21 protein-coding genes and 2 pseudogenes are annotated in these 25,750 nt (G+C 62.9%); 7 read left to right on the top strand and 16 right to left on the bottom strand.

The annotated features are described in order from the left end of the window. Positions 1-131, bottom strand: a pseudogene (locus BN1127_RS21990) (aspartate aminotransferase); the annotation flags it as partial. A gap of 163 nt (positions 132-294) precedes the next feature. Between BN1127_RS21990 and BN1127_RS03160 the strand changes: the two are divergent. Then, on the top strand, positions 295-1,467 hold the full coding sequence (locus BN1127_RS03160) for an MFS transporter (protein ID WP_042648452.1): 1,173 nt from the start codon (positions 295-297) through the stop codon (positions 1,465-1,467). 69 nt (positions 1,468-1,536) lie between these two features. Here BN1127_RS03160 and BN1127_RS03155 read toward each other — a convergent pair whose 3' ends face one another. After that, the gene (locus tag BN1127_RS03155; protein WP_042648451.1) at positions 1,537-2,421 is read right to left on the bottom strand and encodes a LysR family transcriptional regulator; all 885 of its coding nucleotides are present in this window, start codon (positions 2,419-2,421) and stop codon (positions 1,537-1,539) included. 87 nt (positions 2,422-2,508) lie between these two features. After that, complete coding sequence (locus BN1127_RS03150) at positions 2,509-3,264, bottom strand: YciK family oxidoreductase (protein ID WP_042648450.1); 756 nt, start codon at positions 3,262-3,264, stop codon at positions 2,509-2,511. 221 nt (positions 3,265-3,485) lie between these two features. Here BN1127_RS03150 and sohB point away from each other — a divergent pair, with 221 nt between their 5' ends. After that, positions 3,486-4,493 (top strand): protease SohB, encoded by a 1,008-nt coding sequence (sohB, locus tag BN1127_RS03145; protein ID WP_041205257.1) that lies wholly within the window; start codon positions 3,486-3,488, stop codon positions 4,491-4,493. Between the two features lie 88 nt (positions 4,494-4,581). Here sohB and astB read toward each other — a convergent pair whose 3' ends face one another. Then, entirely contained in the window at positions 4,582-5,919 is a 1,338-nt protein-coding gene (gene astB, locus BN1127_RS03140) for an N-succinylarginine dihydrolase (RefSeq protein WP_042648449.1), read from the bottom strand. A gap of 360 nt (positions 5,920-6,279) precedes the next feature. Between astB and topA the strand changes: the two genes are divergently transcribed. Next, entirely contained in the window at positions 6,280-8,901 is a 2,622-nt protein-coding gene (gene topA, locus BN1127_RS03135) for a type I DNA topoisomerase (RefSeq protein ID WP_042648448.1), read from the top strand. Between the two features lie 115 nt (positions 8,902-9,016). After that, a complete protein-coding gene (locus BN1127_RS22335; RefSeq protein ID WP_162852227.1) occupies positions 9,017-9,187 on the top strand; it encodes a hypothetical protein in 171 nt (56 codons plus the stop codon). A gap of 20 nt (positions 9,188-9,207) precedes the next feature. On the opposite strand, the gene BN1127_RS03130 is transcribed toward BN1127_RS22335, so the two are convergent. From BN1127_RS03130 to rimO (BN1127_RS03080), 11 genes and pseudogenes are all read right to left on the bottom strand, one after another. Beyond that, a complete protein-coding gene (locus tag BN1127_RS03130; RefSeq protein WP_041205261.1) occupies positions 9,208-9,564 on the bottom strand; it encodes an MGMT family protein in 357 nt (118 codons plus the stop codon). 77 nt (positions 9,565-9,641) lie between these two features. Next, the gene (locus BN1127_RS03125; RefSeq protein WP_042648447.1) at positions 9,642-11,195 is read right to left on the bottom strand and encodes a methyl-accepting chemotaxis protein; all 1,554 of its coding nucleotides are present in this window, start codon (positions 11,193-11,195) and stop codon (positions 9,642-9,644) included. A 200-nt stretch (positions 11,196-11,395) separates the two neighbouring features. Continuing rightward, the gene (locus tag BN1127_RS03120) at positions 11,396-13,261 is read right to left on the bottom strand and encodes a beta-N-acetylhexosaminidase (protein ID WP_042648446.1); all 1,866 of its coding nucleotides are present in this window, start codon (positions 13,259-13,261) and stop codon (positions 11,396-11,398) included. 150 nt (positions 13,262-13,411) lie between these two features. Then, entirely contained in the window at positions 13,412-14,284 is an 873-nt protein-coding gene (locus BN1127_RS03115) for a glucosamine kinase nucleotide-binding domain-containing protein (RefSeq protein WP_042648445.1), read from the bottom strand. Beyond that, positions 14,277-15,992, bottom strand: coding sequence for a glycoside hydrolase family 9 protein (locus tag BN1127_RS03110; RefSeq protein ID WP_042648444.1), 1,716 nt, complete (start codon positions 15,990-15,992; stop codon positions 14,277-14,279). The genes BN1127_RS03115 and BN1127_RS03110 overlap by 8 nt, the downstream gene beginning before the upstream one ends. A gap of 100 nt (positions 15,993-16,092) precedes the next feature. Continuing rightward, the gene (locus tag BN1127_RS03105; RefSeq protein ID WP_042648443.1) at positions 16,093-17,085 is read right to left on the bottom strand and encodes an ABC transporter ATP-binding protein; all 993 of its coding nucleotides are present in this window, start codon (positions 17,083-17,085) and stop codon (positions 16,093-16,095) included. Between the two features lie 11 nt (positions 17,086-17,096). Then, the gene (locus BN1127_RS03100) at positions 17,097-18,119 is read right to left on the bottom strand and encodes an ABC transporter ATP-binding protein (RefSeq protein WP_042648442.1); all 1,023 of its coding nucleotides are present in this window, start codon (positions 18,117-18,119) and stop codon (positions 17,097-17,099) included. Continuing rightward, complete coding sequence (locus BN1127_RS03095) at positions 18,116-19,030, bottom strand: ABC transporter permease (RefSeq protein ID WP_042648441.1); 915 nt, start codon at positions 19,028-19,030, stop codon at positions 18,116-18,118. Before BN1127_RS03095 ends, BN1127_RS03100 begins: the two co-directional genes overlap by 4 nt. A gap of 1 nt (position 19,031) precedes the next feature. After that, positions 19,032-20,015, bottom strand: a complete 984-nt coding sequence (locus BN1127_RS03090; protein ID WP_042648440.1) for an ABC transporter permease — start codon at positions 20,013-20,015, stop codon at positions 19,032-19,034. Positions 20,016-20,132: 117 nt separating this feature from the next. Next, positions 20,133-21,815 (bottom strand): ABC transporter substrate-binding protein, encoded by a 1,683-nt coding sequence (locus BN1127_RS03085; RefSeq protein ID WP_042648439.1) that lies wholly within the window; start codon positions 21,813-21,815, stop codon positions 20,133-20,135. A 559-nt stretch (positions 21,816-22,374) separates the two neighbouring features. Then, a pseudogene (rimO, locus tag BN1127_RS03080) lies at positions 22,375-22,740 on the bottom strand (30S ribosomal protein S12 methylthiotransferase RimO); the annotation flags it as partial. A 59-nt stretch (positions 22,741-22,799) separates the two neighbouring features. Between rimO (BN1127_RS03080) and BN1127_RS03075 the strand changes: the two are divergent. Together BN1127_RS03075 and BN1127_RS03070 are read left to right on the top strand one after the other, a co-directional pair. After that, positions 22,800-23,009 carry a hypothetical protein gene (locus BN1127_RS03075; RefSeq protein WP_005331236.1) on the top strand — a complete coding sequence of 70 codons (210 nt, stop codon included), beginning with the start codon at positions 22,800-22,802 and terminating at the stop codon, positions 23,007-23,009. A gap of 145 nt (positions 23,010-23,154) precedes the next feature. Further along, positions 23,155-23,622, top strand: a complete 468-nt coding sequence (locus BN1127_RS03070) for a GNAT family N-acetyltransferase (RefSeq protein WP_041205288.1) — start codon at positions 23,155-23,157, stop codon at positions 23,620-23,622. A 162-nt stretch (positions 23,623-23,784) separates the two neighbouring features. Here BN1127_RS03070 and rimO (BN1127_RS03065) read toward each other — a convergent pair whose 3' ends face one another. Then, positions 23,785-25,212 (bottom strand): 30S ribosomal protein S12 methylthiotransferase RimO, encoded by a 1,428-nt coding sequence (rimO, locus tag BN1127_RS03065; protein WP_231557430.1) that lies wholly within the window; start codon positions 25,210-25,212, stop codon positions 23,785-23,787. Positions 25,213-25,508: 296 nt separating this feature from the next. On the opposite strand from rimO (BN1127_RS03065), the gene BN1127_RS03060 reads away from it, so the two are divergent. After that, positions 25,509-25,697: a hypothetical protein gene (locus tag BN1127_RS03060; protein ID WP_042648437.1), complete on the top strand. Its 189-nt coding sequence runs from the start codon at positions 25,509-25,511 to the stop codon at positions 25,695-25,697. The last annotated feature ends 53 nt before the right edge of the window (positions 25,698-25,750 follow it).

The following is a 25,750-nucleotide window of genomic DNA, read 5'->3' as shown; positions in this document are numbered from 1 at the left end:
TCGATGACGGCGGGGGGCGAGGCGAAGTCGGTGTCGGCCACCCACATGGGCAGCACATCCTGACCCTTGTACTTGTCCCACTTCAGGCTCATGGTGCCGCTGCGATCTATCTCCCGATCAAAATCAAACATGTGAAATCCTTGTACTGGCCAGAGGGTTTACCAATGTACGGACTTGGACGTGGCCTCGCAACCCTTGAGGTGGCTGTTGATAATCGCATAAAATAATCGTCGTCATACTGTACACCCGCCGGCTTCTGGCTCCCTTTTTCTCTTCCATATCAATGGTATCTCTATGAGTTTGCTGAGTGCTGCCCGCAAGAGGCCGGATCCCGTCTCTCTCTCTTTCATCGCGGTGACCTTCATGACCGGGGTGGCGGTGGCACTCCAGGTGCCCACCTTGAGCCTGTTTCTGGCCGAGGAGGTGCAGGTGCGCCCCTTTCTGGTGGGGCTCTTCTATACCGTCAACGCGGTGATCGGCATCTTAATCAGCCAGTGGCTCGGCCATCGCTCCGACAGCGGGGGGGATCGCAAGCAACTGATCCTGCGCTGCTGTGTCGCCGGCATAGTGCTCTCCCTGCTGTTTGCCTGGAACCGGCAATACTGGCTGCTGGTGAGCCTGGGGGTGGTGCTGGCGAGCCTGACCGCCACCGCCAGCCCCCAGCTGTTTGCCCTGGCGCGCGAATACGCCGACAGCCGCAACAAGCGGGCGGACATGTTCAGCTCGGTGCTGCGGGCCCAGTTCTCCCTGGCCTGGGTGATTGGGCCACCGGCGGCCTTCGCGCTCGCCATCGGCTACGGCTTCGAGGTGATGTATCTGGCCTCCGCCCTCGCCTATCTCATCTGTGCCTTCGTGGTCTGGCGCTGGTTACCCTCCCTGCCGCTGCCGAGCACCCGGGGCGAAGGGGAGCGGGTCAGCAGCTGGCGAGATCCTTCGGTGCGGGCGCTCTTCATCGCCTCCACTCTGATGTGGACCTGCAACAGCATGTACCTCATCAACATGCCGCTCTACATCACCCGTGAGCTGGGACTGGAGGAGAAGCTGGCCGGGATCCTGATGGGCACGGCGGCAGCCCTGGAGATCCCCTTCATGCTGCTGGCGGGTTACTACACCCGGCGTTTTGGCAAGCGGCCCATGATGCTGCTGGCGGTGCTGGCCGGAGTCGGCTTCTACGCCGGGCTGGTGACCCTGTCGAGTCAGGGGGCTCTCATCGCGCTGCAACTGCTCAACGCCATCTTCATCGGCATCGTCGCCGGCATCGGCATGTCCTATTTCCAGGATCTGATGCCGGGCCGGGCCGGGGTGGCGACCACCTTGTTTGCCAACAGCATCCGCACCGGCTCCATCATGGCGGGTGCCATAGCGGGGACAGTGGCGGAGATCTGGAGTTTTCACGGGGTCTTCATGGTGGCCACCGCCTTGGCGCTGGCTGCGCTGGCCGCCTGCTGGCGGGTGCCCAATGTGTGAGGTGCCCGGGGCGGGCGAGCGAGGGCCTGACGGGATGAGCAGGGGCAGGCCGCGTTGGCCGGCGCGGGGCTATTTGCCGCTGTCGGCTTGGTATTCGTTGCGCAGGCAGCGCAGCAGCAGCTCGGCTGCCGGCCCCAGGGCATCGGTCGACGGGGTGAGCAGGTAGGTGTAGAGGTAGCGCTCGCTGCCGCCAGCGAGATCGAGCCTCACCAGGGCTCCGCTGGCGAGCTCCTCCTGCACCAGGTGGCGTGGTACCCAGGCATAGCCGAGACCGAGGCTCACTATGCTGAGCACTTCGCGATAGTGGGTCGCCTTCCAGCCGGTGTCATCCGCATCGTTCCAGTCCACCGAGCGGTGGATGGGGGGGTGCAGGCTTATCTGGTTATGGCTGGCGAGCAGTTCGGCCGTGATGGGCTCCTCCTGCCCGGCGAGGGGATGTTCAGCCGCGCACAGCGGCAACAGGCAGACCTCGTCCAGGGGCAGACCGGTGCGATCGTGGGGCAGGTGCTCGGAGAGCATCAGATCCCCCACCTGGAGTGCATTGAAGTGGCAATGGATCCGCTCGTGCAGATTGATGCGGCAACCCCGGCTGCGGGGATGGAAGTGCGCCAACGCCCGATAGAGCCGCTCGCGTGGTTGCAGCACCGACACATAGAGGTTGATCTGCGGCTCCCACTGACGCTCCAGGTTGTTGGCCAGGTTCTCCAGCTCTTCCACCTGCTGGCTGAGCTGGCGGGCCCGCTTGAGGAAGATCTCCCCCGCCGGCGTCAGCACCGCCTTGCGCCCTCTCACCTCCAGCAGGGCCACCCCCAGGCTCTGTTGCAGCTTGGCGACCGCATGATTGAGGGAGGATTGGCTCTTGTTCAGCGCCTCTGCGGCCTGGGCGTAACCGCCACAGTCCACCACGGCCTGGAAGATCCGCCATTGCTCAAACGTGCTCTTGGGACGAAACATAGTGCAACCTGTCAGGGGCCGATGGGATTCAACAGGGCGCGACTGGCGCCCCCCTTCACTTTAACCCCATCTGGTTAGTGTGTTGATTTATTTGGGCTGGGCCACGAAGGTCTGGCCGGTCTTGCCACGGCTGTCCGGCCCCATCAGATAGAGATAGAGCGGCATCAGGTCGGCTGGGGTCTTCAGCAACTGGGGATCTTCCGCCGGGAAGGCGCTGGCCCGCATCCTGGTGCGGGTGCCGCCCGGGTTCAGGGTGTTGACCCGCACCCCGGTGTTCTCCAGCTCGTCCGCCAACACCTCCATCATGCCCTCGATGGCGAACTTGGAGATGGCATAGGTGCCCCAGTAGGCTCGTCCCTTGCGCCCCACGCTGGAGGAGGTGTAGACGATGGAGGCCTCGCCGTGCGCCTTGGCGGTCTGGCGAATGAGGGGCAGCAGCGCCTGGGTCAGCAGGAATTCCGACTTGACGTTGACCTGCATCACCTCGTCCCACTCCTTCTCCTGGATGTGCTCGAAGGGGGAGAGGGTGCCAAGCAGGCCGGCATTGAACAGCACGCCGTCGAGGCGGCCGAACTGCTGGGAGAAGGTCTCGGCCATGCCGCGGTAGTGGGCGGCGGTGGCCCCTTTCAAATCGACAGGGACTATGGCGGGCAGCGGGTGACCGGCCGCCTCTATCTGGTCATAGACCGCCTCGAGCTTGGCGCTGGTGCGACCGAGCAGTACCACGGTAGCACCGTGGGCGGCATAGGTGAGCGCCGCTTCGCGGCCGATACCGTCACCGGCACCCGTTACCAGAATGACCTTGTCCTTGAGCAGATCCCGAGGGGCCTGATAATCGAGCATGTGCACTCCTGTTAACAAATCCGTGGCGGATGGGCGCAATAGAGGAGGCAAGTGTACTGATCCGGCCCTGCCGTTGACCAGCATGAGACGGCAAAAATGTGAAGAAAACAGGGCGGTAGCCTGAATTGGCGCAAGATGGCCCTGGGCCAGGGCAGAGTTTTTGCGCGGCGCCGACAAACTCCTTACTATGTGAAAAAACCGAACATAGCGCGGAGCATCAAGTGGCATTTTTGACCGAATACGGCCTGTTCCTGGCCAAGACCCTCACCCTCCTGCTGGCCATCGGCGCCGTCGTCCTGATGGTGGCGAGCAGCCGTCAGCCCAGGACCCGCAAGGGGGAGCTGGTGGTGACCGATCTCTCCAGCGAGCTGGAGCAGGGGCGTCATCAGTTGCAGACGGCCCTGGCCGGCAAGGCCGAGCGCAAGCAGATGGACAAGGCACGCAAGGCCGAAGACAAGGCGCGCGCCAAGGCGACCGATGAGCGTAGCCGGCTCTTTGTGCTCGATTTTCACGGCAGCATGGATGCGAGGGAAGTGGCCTCCCTGCGGGAAGAGGTGAGCGCCGTGATTGGGGTCGCCCGGCCCGGGGACGAGGTGCTGCTGCGCCTCGAGTCCGGCGGCGGTGTGGTGCACGGCTATGGCCTGGCGGCCTCCCAGCTGCAGCGCCTGCGTGACAAGGACATCACGCTGACGGTGGCCATCGACAAGGTGGCGGCGAGCGGTGGCTACATGATGGCCTGTGTGGCGGACAAGATACTGGCGGCGCCCTTTGCCATCGTCGGTTCCATCGGGGTGATAGCCCAGTTGCCGAACTTCAACAAGTTGCTCAAGAAGCACGATATCGAATTCGAGATGCACACCGCCGGCCAGTACAAGCGCACCATCACCATGTTCGGCGAGAACGACGATCTGGGGCGGGAGAAGTTTCGCGAGGAGCTGGGGGCCATCCACGAGCGCTTCAAGGGGTTCGTGGCCGAGCACAGACCCGACCTCGACATCGACAAGGTCACCACGGGGGAGCACTGGCTGGCGAGCCAGGCCAAGCAGCTCGGCCTGGTGGATGCACTCTGCACCAGCGATGACTACCTGCTGGCCCAGGCCAGCCACCACAAGGTGGTCGGCATCAGCTACCGCAAGCCCAAAAGTCTGACCCAGCGGCTGGGCCGCCAGGCCGCACTGGGGCTGGAGGGTGCCCTCGGTCGCCTGTGGCAGCAGAGTCCCTGGCGCTGAGGTACAGTTCAATAGGTTGAAACAAGAGAGCCGGGCATTGCCCGGCTCTCTTTTTTATTGCGTCGGCTCTGCAGGCCGATGGCGCGCCTCAGCGCTGGAAGGGGTAGACGGAGCCGAGTTTGAGGATCTGGGTCAGCTCGTCCAGGGCGGTGCAGGTCTCCAGCACCAGGGCCGGGTCGCGCAGATCGTCCAGTGCCAGGCTGTCGCGGTAGTGACGTTCGACCCAGTTGTCCAGACGGGCGAACTGGCCGTCGTTGATGAGGCAGGCCGGGTTGACCGCCGCGAGCTCGGCGTCGTTCATGGCGACCCGCAGTCGCAGGCAGGCGGGGCCTCCGCCGTTGCGCATGCTCTGCTTCACGTCCATGAAATGTACCCCCTTGATGGGGGTGCCCAGGGTCACCAGCTTGGCCAGATAGGCAGAGACCGCCGGATTGTCACGGCACTCGGTGGGGGCGATGATCGCCATCTCGCCGGAGGGCAGGGTCAGGATCTGGGTGTTGAACAGATAGGATTTCACCGCGTCCTGCACCGACACCTCATTGGTCGGCACTTCGATGAAGTGCAGTTCCCCTTCACCGAACTTGGTGCGGACCTCGGCCAGGGCCGCCTCGGTATGGAGGAAGGCCTGCTGGTGGAAGAAGAGCACATTCTGGTTGCCCACCGCGATCACGTCGTTGTGGAATACCCCCTGATCGATCACGTCCGGGTTCTGCTGGATGAAGACGGCGCTCTCTTCCCCGAGCCCGTGCAGACGGGCGATGGCCTGGCTGGCCTCCAGGGTCTGGCGGGCCGGGTAGCGCTTGGGGGCGGGCTGTGAGACGTCGAAGGCGCTGCGGCCATAGACGAACAGCTCGACCCCGGCCTCGCCGTAGGCGCGGCACAGGCGGGTGTGGTTGGCGGCCCCCTCGTCACCGAAGTGATCGTTCTCCGGCAGGTGCTGGTGGTGGCTGAAGTGGCGATCGTTGTTAAACACCGCGCGCAGGATGCGGCCGGTCACTTCGGGCTCCAGGGAGCGGTGGAACTTGTTGGTCAGGTTGGCGGGGGTGAAATGGATGCGGCCATCCTGGGTGTCGGCGCTTGGCGAGACGGTGGCGGCGTTGGCGGTCCACATGCTGGAGGCGGAGTAACAGGCGGCCAGCACGGCGGGGGCCTGTTTTGCGGCCTGGGCCAGGACGCTGGCATCGTTGCCGGTGAAGCCGAGGCGGCGCAGGGTGGCGAGATCCGGCCGTTCCTGTGGCGCCAGCACCCCTTGCGTCATGCCGAGCTCGGTCAGCGCCTTCATCTTGCGCAGCCCCTGCTTGGCGGCCTCCTTCGGATTGGACGCTTCCTTGGCGTTGCTTTGGGACGCCACGTTGCCATAGGAGAGACCGGCATAGTTGTGGGTGGGGCCGACCAGGCCGTCGAAGTTGACCTCGAAGTGCTTCATGACTACATCCTTTCGATTTTTATATGGGGAGCGGTTCCTTCCGCGCACAAAGCTGCGGCGTGCGGCCATTATAAAGAGATTTCATCCTTTGTAACAAGCTGATAACCAAGATGGTTTTTTATGTGACGGGGGTGGCTGGATATGTCATTTCCAATCTAAAAAAGGGGGGGATATAGCATAAAAACAAAAAAGCGGTTGCTTCCCGCGCGTCCCCTTCGCATTAATAAATAAAGAAGCAAGGTGGTTCGGGCTGCATGGCAAATTTGTTCACAAGATTGCTTTTTCCCGTCAAATCTCTTATACAGCCCCACAAAACCGCACGCCAACCCCGTCGGGTGCAATGAGGATAATAGTTACAGCATGGGCAAATCACTGGTCATAGTGGAGTCTCCGGCCAAGGCCAAGACCATCAACAAATATTTGGGCAAGGACTACGTGGTGAAATCCAGCGTCGGTCACGTGCGCGATCTGCCGACCAGCGGCAGCGGCAGCACAGAGCCCAAAAAACCTGTCATTCGCGGCATCAAGCTCAGCGAATCCGAGAAGGCGGCCAAGGATCGCAACGCCCTGTTCTCCAGGATGGGGATCAACCCGACCGCAGGCTGGCAGGCCAACTACCAGATTTTGCCCGGCAAGGAAAAAGTGGTCAGCGAGTTGCAAAGTCTGGCCGCCAAGGCCGACACCATCTATCTCGCAACCGACTTGGATAGAGAAGGGGAAGCGATCGCCTGGCACCTGCGGGAGATCATCGGCGGCGACGACAGCCGCTACAAGCGCGTGGTGTTCAACGAGATCACCAAGACCGCGATCCAGGAGGCGTTTGCCCAGCCGTCCGAGCTGAACATCCATCGCGTCAACGCCCAGCAGGCCCGTCGTTTCCTCGACCGCGTCGTGGGTTATATGGTCTCCCCGCTCTTGTGGAAGAAGCTGGCCCGCGGTCTCTCCGCCGGTCGGGTGCAGTCCGTCGCGGTGCGCCTCATCGTCGATAAAGAGCGCGAGATCAAGGCCTTCGTGCCGGTGGAATTCTGGGATCTCAACGCCGATCTGCTGACCGGTGACAAGGCCGACCTGCGGATGGAAGTGGTCAGCCGCAACGGCGTCGACTTCAAGCCGGTGACCCAGGCCGAGACCTTCGCCGCCGTGGCCGCCCTGGAAGGGGTCGACTACAAGGTGGTGAGCCGGGAAGACAAGCCGACCGGCTCCAAGCCGTCCGCCCCCTTCATCACCTCCACCCTGCAGCAGGCGGCCTCCACCCGGCTGAGCTTCGGGGTCAAGAAGACCATGATGATGGCTCAGCGCCTTTATGAGGCGGGTTACATCACTTACATGCGTACCGACTCCACCAACCTCAGCAAAGAGGCGGTCGAGGCGGTGCGGGAATATATCGGCGAGCAGTATGGCGCCGCCTATCTGCCGAGCGATCCGAATCTCTATGGTTCCAAGGCCGGCGCCCAGGAGGCCCACGAAGCGATCCGTCCCTCCAGCGTGCAGGTGACTGCCGAGATGCTGGAAGGGATGGAGCCCGACGCCATGCGGCTCTATGACCTCATCTGGCGCCAGTTTGTGGCCTGTCAGATGACCCCGGCCCAGTACGACTCCTCCACCCTGACCGTCAAGGCCGGTGAGTTCGAGCTCAAGGCCCGTGGTCGCACCCTGCGCTTCGCCGGCTGGACCAAGGCCCTGCCGCCCATGGGCCGCAAGGGGGAAGACAGTCAGCTGCCGGCGGTGACCGTCGGCGAGATCCTGACGCTGGTCAAGCTGGATCCCCGTCAGCACTTCACCAAGCCGCCCGCCCGCTTCACCGAAGCGGCCCTGGTGCGCGAGCTGGAAAAACGCGGCATCGGCCGCCCGTCCACCTACGCCTCCATCATCTCCACCATCGTCGATCGCGGCTATGTGCGGGTCGAGAGTCGCCGCTTCTTCGCCGAGAAGATGGGTGAGATCGTCACCGACCGCCTGGTGGAGAACTTCGTCGAGCTGATGAACTACGAGTTCACCGCCAAGATGGAAGACAAGCTCGATGGCATCGCCGAAGGCAGCCTGGAGTGGAAGAAGGTGCTGGACGCCTTCTACGCCGAGTTTACCCAGGAGCTGGAGCAGGCCGACAAGCCGGCGGAAGAGGGGGGCATGCGAGCCAACCAGATGGTGCTGACCGACATCGACTGCCCTGATTGCGGCCGCAAGATGGGTATTCGTACTGCCACCACGGGCGTCTTCCTCGGCTGCTCCGGCTATGCCCTGCCGCCGAAGGAGCGCTGCAAGAAGACCATCAACCTGGTCAGTGCGGACGAGTTCGTCTCCGCCACCGACGGGGACGAAGCCGAGACCGAGGCGCTGCGCGCCAAGCACCGCTGCGGTGTCTGCGGCACCGCCATGGATGCCTACATCATCGACGACAGCCGCAAGCTGCACGTCTGTGGTCGCAACCCGGACTGCGACGGTTACGAAATCGAGCAGGGTCAGTTCAAGCTCAAGGGCTATGAAGGTCCGAGCATCGAATGCGATCGCTGCGGCTCCGAGATGCAGCTCAAGAACGGCCGCTTCGGCAAGTACATGGGTTGCACCAACGAGACCTGCAAGAACACCCGCAAGATCCTCAAAAACGGCGACATCGCGCCGCCGAAGGAAGATCCGGTGCCGCTGCCCGAGCTCAAGTGTACCCAGTCCGACGCCCACTTCGTGTTGCGTGATGGCGCCGCCGGCCTTTTCCTCGCCGCCAGCAACTTCCCGAAATCCCGCGAGACTCGTGCGCCTCTGGTGGAGGAACTCAAGCGCTTCCGCGATCGGTTGTCGCCCAAGCATCAGTACCTGGCCGACGCCCCGGCGTCAGATCCTGACGGTAACGCATCCGTGGTGCGCTTCAGCCGCAAGAGCAAGGAGCAGTACGTGATGACGGAGGTGAACGGCAAGGCAACGGGCTGGACCGCCCATTACGACAATGGAAAATGGCAGGAGAGCCTGCCCAAGGCAAAGAAAGCCTGATCCACTACCGCTCATACCATGATGAAAGAGGCCCCTTGCGAGGGGCCTTTTTATTGGGAGATGGCGGTATACTGAGAGGGCTGCATGGATGGCAGCACAAGACAGGGAGGTTGTCATGGAGATACATGAAATCCGGCCAGGCATGACCTGCCTGACACGGGAAGGAACGGCCTATGTGCTGGAAGTGGACAGGCAGAGTCTGCTGGTATTGCTGCAGCGGGAAGATGAAACCATCCCGGTGCAGGTACGTTGCGACGACATCCTGGGCCCCCTTGCCAGCGATTAGCGAAATCGCCCAGAAAGGGACTAGAACGGGATCAGAAAGAGCAGCTCGGCGAGGTCGGGCTGCCACTGCCACTCCCCCATCCTGACCCGCCCGCCAATCACGGGCACCCCCTCTTCCTGCAATCTTCCTACCTGTTCATCAAACCCCGCCGAGCCCTTGGGCAAGGAGAGGGTGCCCCCTGCGCCCAGCACGCGATGCCAGGGCAGCGTCTTGTCCGTCTCCCGCAACACTTTTCCCACCAGCCGCGCCCGCCCGGGCAGGCCCGCGAGATCGGCGACCTGACCATAGCTCACCACGCGGCCGGCCGGGATCAGGGCCAGGATAGCCTCGATGCGCGCCACCTTGTTCAAGGGGGAAGGGGGAGGGGTCATCATCATGGTGTGTTACTCGGCGTGAAACAAAAGCGCCACCATTGTGGCGCTTCCGTGGTCTGGGGGGCAACAGGGGATCCGGCTCAGCCGAAGGTCTGGCTCAGCCCCCTGAGCTCGCTGGCGCGTTTGAGCAGCTCCTGGCTGGAGTTGTCCACCGCCTGGATCTTCTGGCTGTTGGCGCGGGAGTACTGGGAGATCTGGTGGATGTTGCGGCTGATCTCCTCCACCACTGCCTGCTGCTGTTCGGCCGCGGCGGCTATCTGGGTGGAGAACTCGGTCACCTGATCTATCTCCCCCAGCACCAGATGCAGGTTGCCGGAGCCCTGGCGCGTCATCAGGGCGCACTCGCGGGTCTGGGCCAGGTTGTCCTGCATCATCCCCTGCCAGCGTCCCAGGGTCTGCTGGATCTGGCGGATGCTGCCCTGGATCTGTTCGGTCGCCTTGTGGGTGCGGGTGGAGAGGGTGCGCACCTCGTCCGCCACCACCGCAAAGCCGCGTCCCTGCTCACCGGCCCGCGCCGCCTCGATGGCGGCGTTGAGGGCCAGCAGGTTGGTCTGCTCGGCGATGCCCTGGATCTCGCCCATGACGCTGCCGATCCGCTCGGATTCGTTCGCCAGCTCGACGGCGGAGTGGAAGGCATGCTCCGCCTGCCTGGCCAGCAGCTCCATCTGCTGCTCGGTCTGATCCAGCTGCTGCACCGTGTGCTGGCAACTGCTGCGTGCCTCTGTCACCTGGCTGTTGGTGTCCAGGATGTTGCGCGCTATCTCGTGGGCCGTGCTGGCCATCTGGGTCATGGCGGCGGCCATCTGCTGGGTCTGGGCGTCCTGCTCGTTGATGTCGAGGAAGGCTTGATGGGAAGAGTCCTGCAGGTCGGTCGCCAGGGTCTGCAGGGGATGGGTGGCGTCGTTGACCCGACCCAGCACGGTACGAATGCGGGCCTGCAGCATCTTGAGATGGAAATCGGCGATGGCGCCGGGGGCATCCCCCGAGTAGACCAGCCGGGTCAGGCTGTCATATTGCTGGCCGAGCCGCTTGAGGTAGCGTGGCAGCGAGATGAGCTCGCGCCAGTAAGTGCCGGCGACGGCCAGCAGGGGCAGCAGCATCAGCAGCACGGTCAGGGCACCCTGGGAGAAGGCCGCCCAGCCAAAGAGCACCAGCATCAGCAGGCCGAGCAGCAGGGGTCTGGTACTGTGCAGGGAGGGCAGCTTGCTGGCGCCGCCCTGTTCGGCCTTGAGCAGGGCCTGATAGGCCTGGGCTGCGACCAGCTTGAGCTGGGGCTCCGGCTTGCAGCGCACCGACTGGTAGCCGCTTATCTTGCCGTTCTCGTAGATGGGGGTCACATAGGCGTCGACCCAGTAATAGCGGCCATCCTTGCAGCGGTTCTTGACCATGCCGCGCCAGGGGTTGCCCTCCTTGAGGCGATCCCAGAGGTCGGCGAAGGCGGCCTTGGGCATGTCGGGGTGACGCACCAGGTTGTGGTTGTGTCCGACCAGTTCATCGACCTGGTAGCCGGCGATGCGGCAGAAGGCAGGGTTGGCGTAGGTGATGACGCCGCGCAGATCCGTGGTGGAGACGAGTTGCACGTCGGCGGGGAACTCAACTTCACTGTCCTGGATCTGGACGTGTTTGCGGGCCATAAGGGTAAGCTCCGAGGCGTTGCTGGTTGTTATTGTGGTTGAGCCGGATGCAGGCCCGGGCGCAGTGCGTCTTGCCCGGCCTCATCGGGGGCCTTATTTTGCCAACAAAGGCGGAGTAAAAGTAGGGGCCAGGTTGGATTTCTGTTGTTTAGTGGTAAAAAAATGGCGACCAAAAGGTCGCCAAAAAGAGAAAAACAACACTACCTCTGTGGCACCCGGTAACGCACCTGTAACTGATCGAGGATCTGCAGCTGGCCGGGCAGGCGGGCGGCGAAGTGATCCCAGGCCTTGCGGGCGGGGTCGCTCCAGGCCACCTCGGCCGTGGCGAGCATGCGCGGGAACAACATGTAGTCGAGACGATCGCGAGAGGTGACCAGTTCCGACCACAAGGGGCTCAGCACCCCCAGGATGTTATCGTTGGCATGGAAATCGACCGGTGCAGGATCACATCGGTAGACCTGCTCCAGATTGAGGGTCCCCGCCCAGTAGAGCCCGGGTTCATGGATGTCCGGGCTCCAGGCGAGATCCAGATAGAGAGACTGGGCCGGGGCCATCACCACGGGGTAACCCGCGGAGGCGGCATCCAGCCCCGCCTGGAAGCTGGTCCAGGCGAAGATGGTGGCGTCCCGGCTCACCTTGTCCCCGTGCAGTATCTCCTCCCACCCCAGCATCTGCTTGCCCCTGGCCGCGAGGTATTGCTGGCAGTGGCGCAGCAGGTGGCCCTGCAGCTCCCGGCAATCGGAGTAGCCCTGCTCTGCCATCAACTGCTGGCAGGCGGGGCTGTCGGTCCAGACCCCGGTCGGCACCTCGTCCCCCCCCATGTGCACCTGAGTGCCGGGGAAGAGTGCGCACACCTCGTCGATCACCGCCTCCAGGAAGCGATAGGTGCCGGGCAGAGCCGGGTTGAGCACGTTGTCGTCAAAATATTGCACCGAGAGGTAGCGGGAGCTGTCCGCCTCTTCTCGCAGCAGCTCTGGCAGCGCCTTGATGGCCGCGTGGCAGTGACCCGGGATGTCTATCTCCGGGATGATGGTGATGCCGAGCCCGGCGCCGTAGGCCACCAGTTCGCACACCTCGCTCTGGGTGTAGTAACCGCCATAGGGTTCGGGGCCGCCGCTGAGCTGAGGATCCACCGCCAGGCCATGTCCCCGCCAAGCCGCCACCTCGGTCAGCTGGGGGAAGGCCTTGATCTCGAGGCGCCAACCCTCGTCATCGGTCAGGTGCCAGTGGAAGCGGTTGAACTTGTAGAGGCTCATCTGCTTGAGCAGGCGCTTGAGGGTGGCGATGGAGTGGAAGTGGCGGGCGCAGTCGAGAAAGATGCCGCGAAAACCGAAGCGCGGTGCATCCTCCACTTCGAGGCAGGGCAGGCTCTCCCCGTGTTGCAGGGACCACTGTGCCAGGGTCACCAGACCATGGCGCCAGCCCGCCTCCCCGGCGGCCCGGATGCGGATCTCCTCCGGCGTGATGGTGAGTTCATAGCCCTCGGGGGTAAGCGGCGCCTCGACCAGGTGGATCTCGGCGTCGTGATCCTGTGTTAGGGCGAGCCCCGTCAGCTCGTTGAAATGGGCCAGCAGGGGAGCGAGGGAGACTGGGCCGCTGACATGGGCTCGCTCGGCCAGGCGGAAGTTGCCTTCCGGCAGTCTCAGGTGCACCGGCTGGGGCACTATGCCGTTGGCGGGCTCCACCTCGGGCAGATCGGGGGTCACGGCGGGGCTCGGCGGCAGGCCGAGATCCTGGCCCGTCTGCACCACGGGTTGCAGCTGGGCTTGGGCGCCTTCGTCCGTCAGGCTGAGGAAGAAGCCCTGGGGCAGATCGGAGTAGCGTTTGATGGGGGTGTTGCGGCAGCAAAAACGCAGCTCGCTGACCCCCTCATTGGGTACCAGTACCTTGTAGCTACCGCTCTGGCGCGCCAGAGCTCCCCCTTCCACCGACTGGGGATCTATGTGGCGAGCCAGGCAGAAGTGCAGCTTCCAGGGGCTTGCCGGGAGCTGGCTCAGGGTGAAGCGGAACCAGACGTCTTCACCGTCGCGACGGTCGATCTGGGTATGGATCAGGGGTGCAGACATGGGTATTCCTCTGATGGGGTGAACAAGATGGGGTCCTCTCCCGCAGGTGGCTCGGCGTGGACTGTGCTCAGGGATGCAGGCATGGGTAGGCCTCTGACTGGGCAAACGGGGTTGTGCCCTTTCCAGCGCATCGTTCACACCCGACAGGGCTCAAGGATTCAGACATGGGTAGGCCTCCGATTGGGCAAACAGGATGGCACCTTCCAGCGCATCGGCTTGCGGGGGAACCAGGTTGAGGTGCCCCAGGCGAGGGGCCAGGCGCATGCCGACGCCGCCCAGCAGGGCGATGCGGTCGGCTCCCAGCAGCCCCATGCCCTCCAGCAGGGTCTGCAACTGGGCACAGGTTTCATCCAGCAGCTGGTTGGCGAGCTCATCCCCGTCGCTGGCGGCGTCGAACACCCAGGGGGCGAAGCGGCCATAGTCGGCGGGAATGGCGCGGGCGGCCCAGCGCACCACCTCGGCCTGATCCCGCTTGAAGTGATCGAGCAGGCGCACGGCGAGCAGGCTGGGGGGCAGTATGCCGTCGTGGCAGAGCAGGGATTGCTGGATGGCGCGCAGCCCGAGCCAGGCGCCGCTGCCGAGATCCGAGATGGGGAAGCCGCGCCCTGAGCAGGTATGAAGCCGGCCATGGCGGTAGATGAGCCCGGCGGATCCTGTGCCGGCGATGAGGATGGCCCCCTCGCGGCCGCCAAAGGCGCCGAGGCAGGCGCCGAAGGCGTCGGAGGTGAGCCTGACGCTCGCAAAGGGGAAGGGCATCTTAAGCAGGGCGTGGTAGCAGTCGGCCAGCTCGGCGGAGGCGAGCGCCAGCCCCACCCCCATCTGCTGTTCGCACTCGATGCCAAGCCCGGCGGCCAGCCGGGCGCTGGCGATGGCCGCCAGCACGTTGGCGTGGGCGAGGGGGATGCCGAGCTCCAGATTGGAGCCTGCGGCGCGTCCCTCTCCCAGCACTCTGCCCCCCTTGTCCCGAATGCGAGCGCGGGTGTGCGTTCCCCCGCCATCGACCCCGACCCAGTACTCAATCATGACGGGCCTCCGGCGCACTCTGCCAGATGATGGCCAGGGCGAACCAGGCGCCGTGTGGGATCCACTGCTCCCCCCAGCGCCAGTTTTGATCCAGCCTCTCCTTGTACTCTTCGGGGATGAAAGCCACCTCAGCCTCGTCATCGAACCCGGCTGTGATGCCGTTGCAGATCCCCCCGGGTGCATTGGGATAACCGGCGGTGTAGCTCGGGTTGTTGATGCCGTGCCCCGCCAGCATGCAGGCGTTGAAGGGGTTTTGCCCGAGGATCCAGTCGAGCTGGCGCTGGCCGAACGTCGTCAGGAGCTGGCTCTGCTGGGGGAAGTGGCGGGCCGCGGCGAAGGCCATGGCGGCGAGGGACGCCAGCCGGGCGTTCTCGCCCTGCCACCAGTAACCGGACTCGTTGTGGTGGGGCATAAAGAAGCTGATGCGGGGGGCTTCGTCGACGCCCTTCACATATTGGCGGGCAAGGGCGAAGGGGTTGCCTGCCCGGGCGGCGAGGGCCAGCTCGGCGGCCAGCGCCTGCTGCACCACGGCGCTCACCCGGGCGCGGCGCTCCTGATCCGGCTCGACTCCCAGATATTCCAGCAGGGCCAGCACCGGCAGACCCGCCTCGGCGGCGTGGTAGTAGGGGCGCGAGCCGTCGTCGTTGGCACTCCAGTAGTGGCCGAGCTCGGGGTGGGAGCGCTGGCGGGCGCAGAGCCTGCCGGCCCTCTCCCTTGCCTCCCCGAGCCAGTCGCGGCCAAGGGTCCGGGTCAGTTCCACCGCCGCCAGCAGGGCGCAGTAGTCGTCGATGATGTTCTCGCAACCATCGTCCAGGTAGGCGAGGTTGTGTTCGCGCAGGTGCAGGTAGCCGCGCCTGGCCGCCCCGGCATAGTGGCTGGTATCAAAGTCGCCGCCGGTCTGCTCGCGGGCGGCGCGGGCCAGGGCGGCGATGGCCATGCCACCTCCCTGGCGAAAGCCTGCTTGCCAGTGGTCGGATTTGAGCCCCTGTTGGGTGGCGTAGGCGCACAGCTCGCGCTGCTCGGGATCCTTGCTCCACTTGTCGAACAGGGTCATGTAGAAGAAGCCGCTCTCATCTTGCATCCGGCAGAGAAAATCCGCCCCGTGCAGCCCCTCGTCACTGAGCCGCTTGCAGAGATTCAGCCCGTCGATGTCGTGGCGCGTCGCCAGTAGCGCCCGGCTCTTGAGCAGGCTCCACACCACCAGGGGGGTCTGCTGGGGATTGAGGTAGTTGGCGTAGGAGAGGTGGCTCAGGTACTTGCTCATGTCGCCGCTGGCATCGAACCAGCCGCCGTGCACATCCTTGTGCTGGTTGGTGCCAAACAGGCGGGCACGGCGGTCGGCTCTATCGAAGGTGCCGCTGGCGCGCTGGCCCTTGAAGTAGTGAATGACATCGGAGAGGCAGCGGCCGGTCAGCAGATCCTGGCCTATGGCGAAGCGGGTGGAGCGGACTATGCCTTGGGCTGTTATCGCCTCCAGCCGGTAGTGGCCGGGCTCCTTGAATGCGGAGAAGTCGGCGCGCCAATAAGCTCGCCCCTGCCAGCCGGGCACCTGGCCTGCGGCCTGGAGAGGCACCTCCAGCAGGAGGCGGTCATCATGCAGGCGGCGCAGTCGCACCAGGCCGCTAATCTCCACATCGGCGGCGGTCTGCAGCAGGGCAATCTTGTGCCCGTCACACTCGTAACCCACCTGATTGATCAAGAGTTCCATCCAGCTTTACTCCCTGGTCTGGGGCAATGAAGGGGCCTCGCGAGGAGGCCCGGGTGAAGGTGTTGCGGGCCGGGAAGGCCGCCCCCGGCGAGGGGCTGGCTTATTCGTGCAGGTAGCAGCGCACGAAGTGGTTGTCGGCAAGCCGGGTCACGGGGGGGAGGCTCTCCTTGCAGCGCGCCATGGCCTGATGGCAGTGACCGGCGAAGGGGCAGCCATGGGACTCCGGGGTCCAGAGCGGTATCTCCCCCTTGCGGCCCCCCTCCAGCTCGGCGTGTATGCTCTTCTCGGGGTCGGGCACCGCCGAGATGAGTAACTGGGTGTAGGGGTGCTGGGGGTGGTGCAGTATCTCGTCCACTTCCCCCCACTCCACCATGTGACCCACATACATCACCGCCAGATCTTCGGCCACGTAGCGGGCGGTGGCGATGTCGTGGGTGATGTAGAGCATGGAGACGCCGAGTTCGTTCTTCATCTGCTCCATCAGGTTGAGGATGCCGATACGAATGGAGACGTCGAGCATGGAGGTGGGCTCGTCCGCCAGCACCACTTCCGCCTCCACCGCCAGGTTGCGGGCGATGTTGACCCGCTGGCGCTGGCCGCCGGAGAGCTGGTGGGGATATTTGGCCGCCGTCGCCTTGGCGGGGGTCAGGCCGACCTTCTCCAGCAGGGCGTAGACCATGTCAGGCAGATCTTTCTTGTCGAGCACCTTGCTGTGCAGCAGCAGGGGACGGGCGATGTGGTGGTAGATGGTGTGGGTCGGGTTGAGCGAACCGAACGGGTCTTGCCACACCATCTGTACACTCTGACGATAGTCCAGCAGGGCGGTGCCCTTGTTGAACTCCTCCAGATCCCGGCCCCGGTAGAGAATGCGGCCGTTGGAGAGCTTGTACATCTTGGCGATGATCTTGGCGATGGTGCTCTTGCCGGAGCCCGATTCCCCCACCACCGCCAGGGCGCGGCCCCGGTGCAGGTTGAAGGTGATGTCGGAGAGGGCCCGCATCTTGCCGCTCTTGATGGCATTGGAGTTGACGGCGAAGTCCTTGTAGAGATGCTGGACCTCGATGATGGGCGCGTTGGTTTGGGCGATTTGCATGACAGACATCCTTAACAGCCAGCGGCCTTGTCCAGATAGATGGGGTGGTTCAGGGATTCCTCGGCCGAGTCATAGAGATGGCAGGCGGCCTGCTGCCCGGGCCGGATCTCGGCCAGCTGGGTATATTCCTGGCGGCAGCGTTCGTGCACCTTGCCGCAGCGGGCCTGGAAGCGGCAGCCGACCGGCACTTCCAGCAGGTTGAGCGGGGTGCCGGGGATCCCCTCCAGCACGGTTTTTGGCCCGTGCAGGGGGGGGAAGGAATTGCCCAGCCCCTTGGTGTAGGGGTGCAAGGGAGCAGTCAGAATTGACTTGGACGGCGCCACCTCCACCAGCTCCCCCGCATACATGATGCCGATGCGATCGCAGAACTCGACCATGAGCGAGAGGTCATGGGTGATGAAGAGAATGGAGAAGTTGAACTTTGCCTTGAGGGCGTAGACCTTCTGCAGTATCTCCCGCTGCACCACCACATCCAGCGCCGTGGTGGGCTCATCCATGATCAAGAGCTCGGGGTTGAGCGCCATGGCGATGGCGATCACCAGCCGCTGGCGCATGCCGCCGGAGAACTGGTGCGGGTAGTCCTTGAGCCGGCTCGGGTGGATGTCGACTATCTCCAACAGCTCCTGGGCGCGCTTGATGGCCTCGTAGCGGGTCATGCCGGGGTTGTGGGCCAAGAGCACGTCGCAGAACTGCTCCTCCATGCGCAGCACGGGGTTGAGCGCATTCATGGCGGACTGGAACACCACGCTCGCCTGGCGCCAGCGGTAGCTGCGCAGCCGCTCGTCGTCAAAGCCGAGGATGTTCTCCCCCTTGAACAGGATCTCGCCGCCACTGATGTAGGCGGGCGGCTTGTGCAGCCGGGCCACCGAGAAGGCGACGGTGGACTTGCCGCAGCCGGACTCGCCGGCGAGGCCGAAGACTTCGCCGGGGGCGATGTCAAAGCTGACCGAATTGACGGCGCGCACGTCGCCGCTCTCGGTGATGTAGTCGACGCAGAGGTTGCGTACCGACAGCAGGGGTTGTTGCGAGCTCATGCTGTCTTCTCCTGGGCGGCAATGGGGGTGACGGGGGCGGCGAGCTGTTTCCAGCGGCGCAGACCCTTGTGAGAGCGCAGTTGCGGGTTGGCTATCTCGTCGATGGCGAAGTTGAGCATGGCCAGACCCGCCCCCAGGGTGGCGATGGCAAAGCAGGGGGCCAGGATTTCCCACCAGGCACCCACCAGGATGGCGCTGGAGGTCTGGGCGTTGTAGAGCATGATGCCCCAGCTGACCACGGTCGGATCACCCAGTCCCAGGAACTCCAGGGTCGCCTCGGTGACGATGGCGTAGATGATGGAGCCGATGAAGCTCACCCCTATGATGGAGATGAGGTTGGGCAGTATCTCCACCAGAATGATGCGCCAGGCCGGCTCACCCAGTACCTCGGCGGCGATGACGAACTCTTTCTCCCGCAGTGCCAGGGTCTGGGCACGGATCACCCGGGCGCCATAGGCCCAGGAGGTAAAGCCTATGATGAGCGCAATCACCGTCGGTGACGCCTCCCCGATAAAGCTCGCGAGCACCAGTAATAAAGGGAGGTTGGGGATCACCAGCACCACGTTCATCAGGAAGGTGAGGCATTCGTCCACCACGCCGCCGAAGTAACCGGCAGTGATGCCGATGCCGATGGCGAGGGCGCAGACCAGCAGGCCTGCCCCGAAGCCCACCATCAGGGAGATGCGGGCGCCACTGGTGAACTGGGCCCAGAGATCGTGGCCCATGCGGTTGGAGCCCATCACCAGCTCCATGCTGGGGGGTTGGTGGGGGCGAGCGACCCGCTTGGTGGGTTCATTGCTGGCGAGCAGCGGGGCAAACAGGGCCATCAGCACGAAGGTGACTACGATGGCGAGGCCGAAGGCCGCCTTCTTGTTGCCCAGCAGGATCTTGAGGATGGTCGGCATACGCATCTTATTTGCCTCCTGTACGCAGACGGGGATCCAGGAAGACGTAGAGCACGTCCGCCAGGAAGTTGAAGCTGAGCATGGTGATGGTCATGATGAGCAGTTGCCCCTGAATGAGCGGGTAGTCGCGGGCCAGGATGCCCTGATAGAGGGTCAATCCGAGACCCGGGTAGTTGAAGATCACCTCGGTGATGAGGGAGCCACCGATGACGAAACCGAGCGCCATGGAGAGGGCGGTGACGCTGGGCAGCACGGCGTTGCGGGCGCCGTAGTTGAAGATGACCCGGTTGCTGGAGAGCCCCTTGGCCTTGGCCATGGTGATGTAGTCCTCGCCGAGCAGGTTGATCATGTTGTTGCGCATGGTGATGAGGAAGCCCCCCACCTGCACCATGGCCAGGGTGCCCACCGGCATGATGGCGTGCAGCATGATGCTCTTGATGTGTTCCCAGCCGAAATCGGCGGGGATCTCCGGGCTGTAGGCGTAGCCGATGGGCAGCCAGCCGAGGCTGACCCCGAACAGGAACAGGGCGAGCAGGGAGACCACCACGGGGGGAATGGCCTGCATCACCAGGGTGAGCGGGGAGAGGATGCTGTCCATGCGTCCCCCCCGGTACCAGGCGGCGAAGATGCCGACGATGGAGCCGATGGAGAAGCTCAAAATGGTGGAGGTGCCCACCAGGAACAGAGTCCAGCCGATGGCGCGACCGAGCACGTCGGCGACCGGTTGGGGGTAGTAGCGCACCGAGGTGCCGAGATCCCAGGTGAAGACACTCTTCACATAGGCGAGAAACTGGGTGGTGATGGGGCCGTCAACGAACCCGAAGGTGGCCTTGAGGGCCTCGAGGGCGGCAGGTTCCATCATGGCGCCGGCCCGGGCGAACATGACGGAGACGGGATCTCCGGGCATGGCTCTGGGCAGCAGGAAGTTGATGGTGGCGGCCACCAGGAAGGCGACCAGATAGAAGGAGAAGCGTCTTAGTATAAATCCCATGGTGAACCCTTTTACTGCAAGCCTGCCCCGCGCCGGGCAAAGCTCCCCCAACCCCGGCAACGACGGGGGATGGAAGACATGGCGGGGAAAAAAGCCCCCCGCAGGGGGCCGAGGTGATTAGCTGTTTGGCTTGAGTGACAACACGTGCAGCAGACGCTCCGGGGTGTCCGGGTGTACCTGCGGCTTGGCGACCGGGTTGTCGGCACTGAACCAGCCATTGAAGCGCTTGGTGCTGTATTCGTACCAGGTCGGGTTGTTGAACACCGGGATTATGGTCTGGTTGGCACCGACGCGCTCCTGGATGGCAAACATGATCTCCTTCTGCTTGGCCGCATCGGCGGTCTGGGTGAAGTCATCGATCAGCTTGTCGAGCTCAGGATCCTTGTAACGGGGCGCTGCGAAGCGGTTGCCGCGCTCACCCATATTGCGGGAGTGGAAGGCGGTCTCGAAGTACTTGTGCGGGTTGGCACCGGCAAAGTAACCCTGCAGGGCGACGTCGAAGTCACCGGTGATCAGGTTCTCGGTCCAGACGGTGGCTTCCGGGGTGGAGGTCTTGGCGTTCAGGCCCAGGGCCTGCAGGCCTTCGACCCCGATCTGGACTGTGTTGACCCAGTCGGTCCAGCCGTTCGGTACCAGCACCTTGAATTCGATCTTCTTGCAGCTCGGGGTGTCGAGGAACTTGTCGCCGTCACAGTCCTTGTAGCCCGCTTCCTTCAGCAGTGCCTTGGCACCTTCCAGGTCAAACTTGTTGTATTTGCCGTATTTCTTCTCGACGTCCGGGTTGTCCCAGGAGGCGAATGCCTTGCCAAGGCCTGACGGGTATTCGTTGACGGTCGGGTAGCCATAGCCTGCGATGTCCACCATGGACTGGCGGTCCATCGCCATGGAGAAGGCGCGGCGGAAGTTGATGTCGTTGAAGGCTTCGTTATTGCCCGGGTTCTTGCTCTGGAAGTTGACGTTGAACGCCACTGTGCCGGAGGCGGGGAACCAGTACTTGTTGTTCTTGGGATCGTTGCCGACGTAGAGGCGCTCGATGTCCGGCACAAAGGATCCGAACCAGTCCACGTCACCCTTCATCACAGCAGCCAGTACCTGGTCGTTGGTGGCCATCTGCGGCATGCGCAGGCAGTCGATGGCGAGGTTGGCGTTGTCCCAGTAGTGCGGGTTGCGGCACTGGGTATAGAGCTGGGCGGAGAAGTTGTCCACTTCGGTGAAGGGACCTGTGCCGACCGGCTTGTCGTTGGTGAAGGCAACCGGGTCTTTCACCGACTTCCACTGATGCTCGGGGACGATGGGCACCAGTACCAGGTCATTCACCACGTTGGTGTTGACCTCGGCCAGGTCGAATTTGACCTTGTGCTCACCCAGCTTCTCGACACCCTTGATTTGAGTCCAGATGGAGCGCTCATCCAGCGCCTTGTTGGCCTTGACCAGGTTGAAGGAGAAGATAATGTCGTCGGCGGTGAAGGCTTCACCATCGGACCACTTGACCCCTTCGCACAGGTCGAAGGTGACCGACTTCAGGTCATCGCTGAAGGCATAGTTGGTGGCCAGACGATAGACGGGTTTGCCACCCTGCATATCGTTGAAGATCACCAGCGGCTCATAGATGAAGTGGCGGGTGGTGTGCAGTAGACCGGCCTGCAGGAAGGGGTTGAAGTTCTTGACCCATGCGGTCTCCTGTTGCGCCACCAGGGTCAGCACCGTCTTGTTTTCGGCGGCCATGGCGGTGCCGGCGGCACCGAGCATCAGGGTTCCCAGCATGACTGAGGTAGCGATTTTGGATACTTTGGCAAGCATATTTTTTCCTTTCTTATTGGTCTTCCATGGTTTTGGAATGGAGCACCGGACCCCATGCTTGGATACCGGCCCTCAATGTTGGTCAGGTTTTGCACCCTTGTAGTTGTGTCATCCAACGCCCTTAGAAAAGCAGAGTTAACAGGAAAACAACAACTCTTCATTTCGTCGATATCGTAAAAACTCCCACCCTCTCGTCATTATCGTCAAACTCTATTTTTAATCCTTTTAAATTATACAGTTGCATTAATTCTCACAAAGTACCAAGTCACCCTTTATGACAATTCAAAGACGATAGTGTGAAGTGGATCGTGCTCGTTTTTGCTCCCGTCCAGAGGCTTTTTTTTGAGCTTGAAACAAGCGCTCCGAGGAGAGGGACAGAACTGTGCGCTGGCTCACTAAGGAGGAATCTTCCGGCTCGTCGGGTGATGGCGGGTGGTCCCTCTCTGGCAGGAGAACCCGGCGCTGGATGCCAATGGGTTTTCGTGCCGACTGATTACGGGCAATAAAAAAGCCAGTCAGCATTCACTGACTGGCTTCGGGTGCCACATCCGTTAGCGGATTACTTGACCAGGCTGGCCCACAGATCGTACTCGTCCGCCTTGTCGATGCGGACCTTGACGAGATCGCCGGGCTTGAGGCCGGTTTCACCGTTCAGGTAGACCAGGCCGTCGATCTCGGGGGCATCGGCGAAGGAGCGGCCGGTGGCGCCCTCTTCGTCCACTTCGTCGATCGGCACCGTCATCTCCTTGCCGACCTTGCGGGCCAGCTTGCGAACGGAGACCTGCTGCTGCAGCTCCATGAAGCGCTGGAAACGCTCTTCCTGGACGTCTTCCGGTACAGGGTCCGGCAGCTCGTTGGCCTTGGCGCCCTCGACCGGGCTGTATTTGAAGCAGTCAACCCTATCCAGCTCCTCCTTGTCGATGAAGCCGCTGGTGTTGACCACCACCAGCTCCGCATCGTCATAGCTGGGGACCTCTGAGCCGGGTGGACAAGCTGCGCCAGGCCAACGAAAAGCTGGTCTTCAACTTCACCGTGGCCGGTCAGGGGTCCGACATCCATGTCACCTCGGCCGGGCAGGCAAAGACCACCTTCACCCCGGCCGATCTGCCGCGCCAGTTGCAGAACCGGTTGCTGGGTCATGGCGGGAAAGTGCATCTTGGCTCCCGACCCCTTCCACTCCCCGGCTGGTTATGATATCCATTCGATAACCTTGTCTAGAGGATGCCGGTCTAGGAGCCTCGCTGCTGGCGAGGCCGCCGCTCGCGGGTGCGACCCTGGGTTTCGTCTCGCCGTGTTCATTCCTCCCTGCAGGTCATGGGTTATACGCAAAAGAGGCTTTATGGAGTTGTTGTTACTGGCGGATGCGCCATCTGCCGCAGGCGTGGTTGCCTCATGGTATTTTGACGAATGGTGCCGCGACAGTGGTCGCTGCACTCAAGAGCAGGTGCTGGCCAAGGTCACGGCGGCCACCCAGGTCGACCGGGCTCCGCTGATGGTACTGGCCCGCCTGGCCGGTGAATGGGTGGGGGCTGCCGAGCTCAAGATCCGCGAAATGGCGATGTTTCCCGAGTACGAATATTGGTTGGGTGGGGTATATGTCGTTGAAAAAGCGCGCGGGCAGGGGGTCGCCTCCTTGCTGGTAACAGAGATCCTCGGCCGTGCCCGCAGGGCGGGGATCAGCAAGCTGTACTTGCAAACCGAGAACCTGAGCGGTGGCGTTTATTGCCGCCATGGTTTCAAGGCGCTTGAGGAGGTCCATTATAAAGGCCTTCATGTCCTGGTGATGGTGGCGGATACCGGCCTCTAGCCCTCGTCAGAAGCGCTGACCCGGTGACGCCAGGCGCAGCAGCGTGCTCCCCGCTTCAGCGCGCATAACCATCTTGTGCGATCAATAAAAAAAGCCAGTCAGGGTCACTGACTGGCTTTTTTATTGGCGCCTGCCGGGCAGGTGCCGTCATGGACTGCGGGCTTAGCCTACCAGGCTGGCCCAGAGGTCGTACTCGTCCGCTTCGTCGATGCGGACCTTGACGAGATCGCCGGGCTTGAGGCCGGTTTCACCGTTCAGGTAAACCAGGCCGTCGATCTCGGGCGCGTCGGCGAAGGAGCGGCCGGTGGCGCCCTCTTCGTCCACTTCGTCGATCAACACCGTCATCTCCTTGCCGACCTTGCGGGCCAGCTTGCGAACGGAGACCTGCTGCTGTAGCTCCATGAAGCGCTGGAAACGCGCTTCCTGGACGTCTTCCGGCACAGGATCCGGCAGCTCGTTGGCCTTGGCACCCTCGACCGGGCTGTATTTGAAGCAGCCAACGCGGTCCAGCTCCGCCTTGTCGATGAAGTCCAGCAGCATCTGGAACTCTTCTTCGGTCTCGCCGGGGAAGCCGACGATGAAGGTAGAGCGCAGGGTGATCTCGGGGCAGATCTCGCGCCACTTCTGGATCCGTTCCAGGGTGCGCTCGACGGTACCCGGACGCTTCATCAGCTTGAGGATGCGCGGGCTGGCGTGCTGCAGCGGAATATCGAGGTAGGGCAGGACCTTGCCATCGCGCATCAGCGGGATGACGTCATCCACGTGCGGGTACGGGTAGACGTAGTGCAGACGCACCCAGATGTCGAGCTTGGCCAGCTCCTCGCACAGGGCCACCATGCTGGTCTTGACCGGCATGCCGTCGTAGAAACCGGTGCGGTGCTTGACGTCCACGCCGTAGGCGGAGGTGTCCTGGGAGATGACCAGGATCTCCTTCACGCCGGCCTCTTTCAGGCGCTTGGCCTCGGCCAGTACCTCGCCGATGGGGCGGCTCACCAGATCCCCGCGCATGGAGGGGATGATGCAGAAGGTGCAGCGGTGGTTGCAGCCCTCGGAGATCTTCAGATAGGCGTAGTGACGGGGAGTCAGCTTGACGCCGTGGGCCGGCACCAGGCTGGTGAAGGGGTTGTGGGTCGGCTTTTCCACGTACTTGTGAACGTGACCCAGCACCTCTTCGTAGGCGTGGGGGCCGGTTATCTCGAGCACCTTGGGGTGGATCTCGCGGATCTGGTTCTCTTTGGCACCGAGGCAACCGGTGACGATCACCTTGCCGTTTTCGGCCAGGGCCTCGCCGATGGCTTCCAGCGACTCCTGTACCGCGCTGTCGATGAAGCCGCAGGTGTTGACCACCACCAGCTCCGCATCGTCATAGCTGGGCACCACATCGTACCCTTCGGTACGCAGCTGGGTCAGGATGCGCTCGGAATCGACCAGGTTTTTGGGGCATCCCAAGCTCACAAAACCAATCCTTGGGTGGTGAGACCTAATAATGCTGGAAGTCGCTTGTTGGACAGTGTGGTCGTCCGATGGCTGAACCCGCGTAGTTGCAGGTGTCAGGCTGTCTGAGCTAGGGTCAAAACGGTTGACGGTCATAGAGGATCGCTGGTCACTAATGCAAAAAAAGATGGCGGATTATACCTGATGAGCAGGAAAGAGGAAGAAGTGACATGTGCATTTTTTAACCTGCAATATTAGATTTCAATGCGCGATATTTTGTATCTTTTCCTGAGAGGTGATGACGATGCAATCATCAACGGCAGTGCCATCGGTCACGAGTTCTGCCTCGAATTCCTCAAGCCAGCGACCTGGTAAGCCTCTAAGGACGCCAACATGCGCGGGAGACCTATGCCAAACAGTCTGGCACTGCCGACCTGATTGCCACCGGCATCATGAATCGCAGCCTGCTGCTGATCATCACCTTGGTTGTGGCCAACTTTGGAGCCCTCTATTTGCTTGGCGATAGGGCCGAACTGGTCGCGCTGATCTCCAACCTCATTGGCGTGGTGATCGGCGCACTCCTGAACGAGCGCAACAGCGTGATCTCGTTTTTCTTTGGTGGCGTGAGCAATGACAAATAAGCTATTCATTACATGATACTGGTGGTGAAGGCTCCATTGTTAGGGAAGGTGCG

It is taken from the genome of Aeromonas media (genome assembly GCF_000819985.1).
GTDB lineage: Bacteria > Pseudomonadota > Gammaproteobacteria > Enterobacterales > Aeromonadaceae > Aeromonas > Aeromonas media.
Note: the sequence above shows the minus strand (reverse complement) of the source record. Positions and strands in the feature narration are given on the sequence as shown.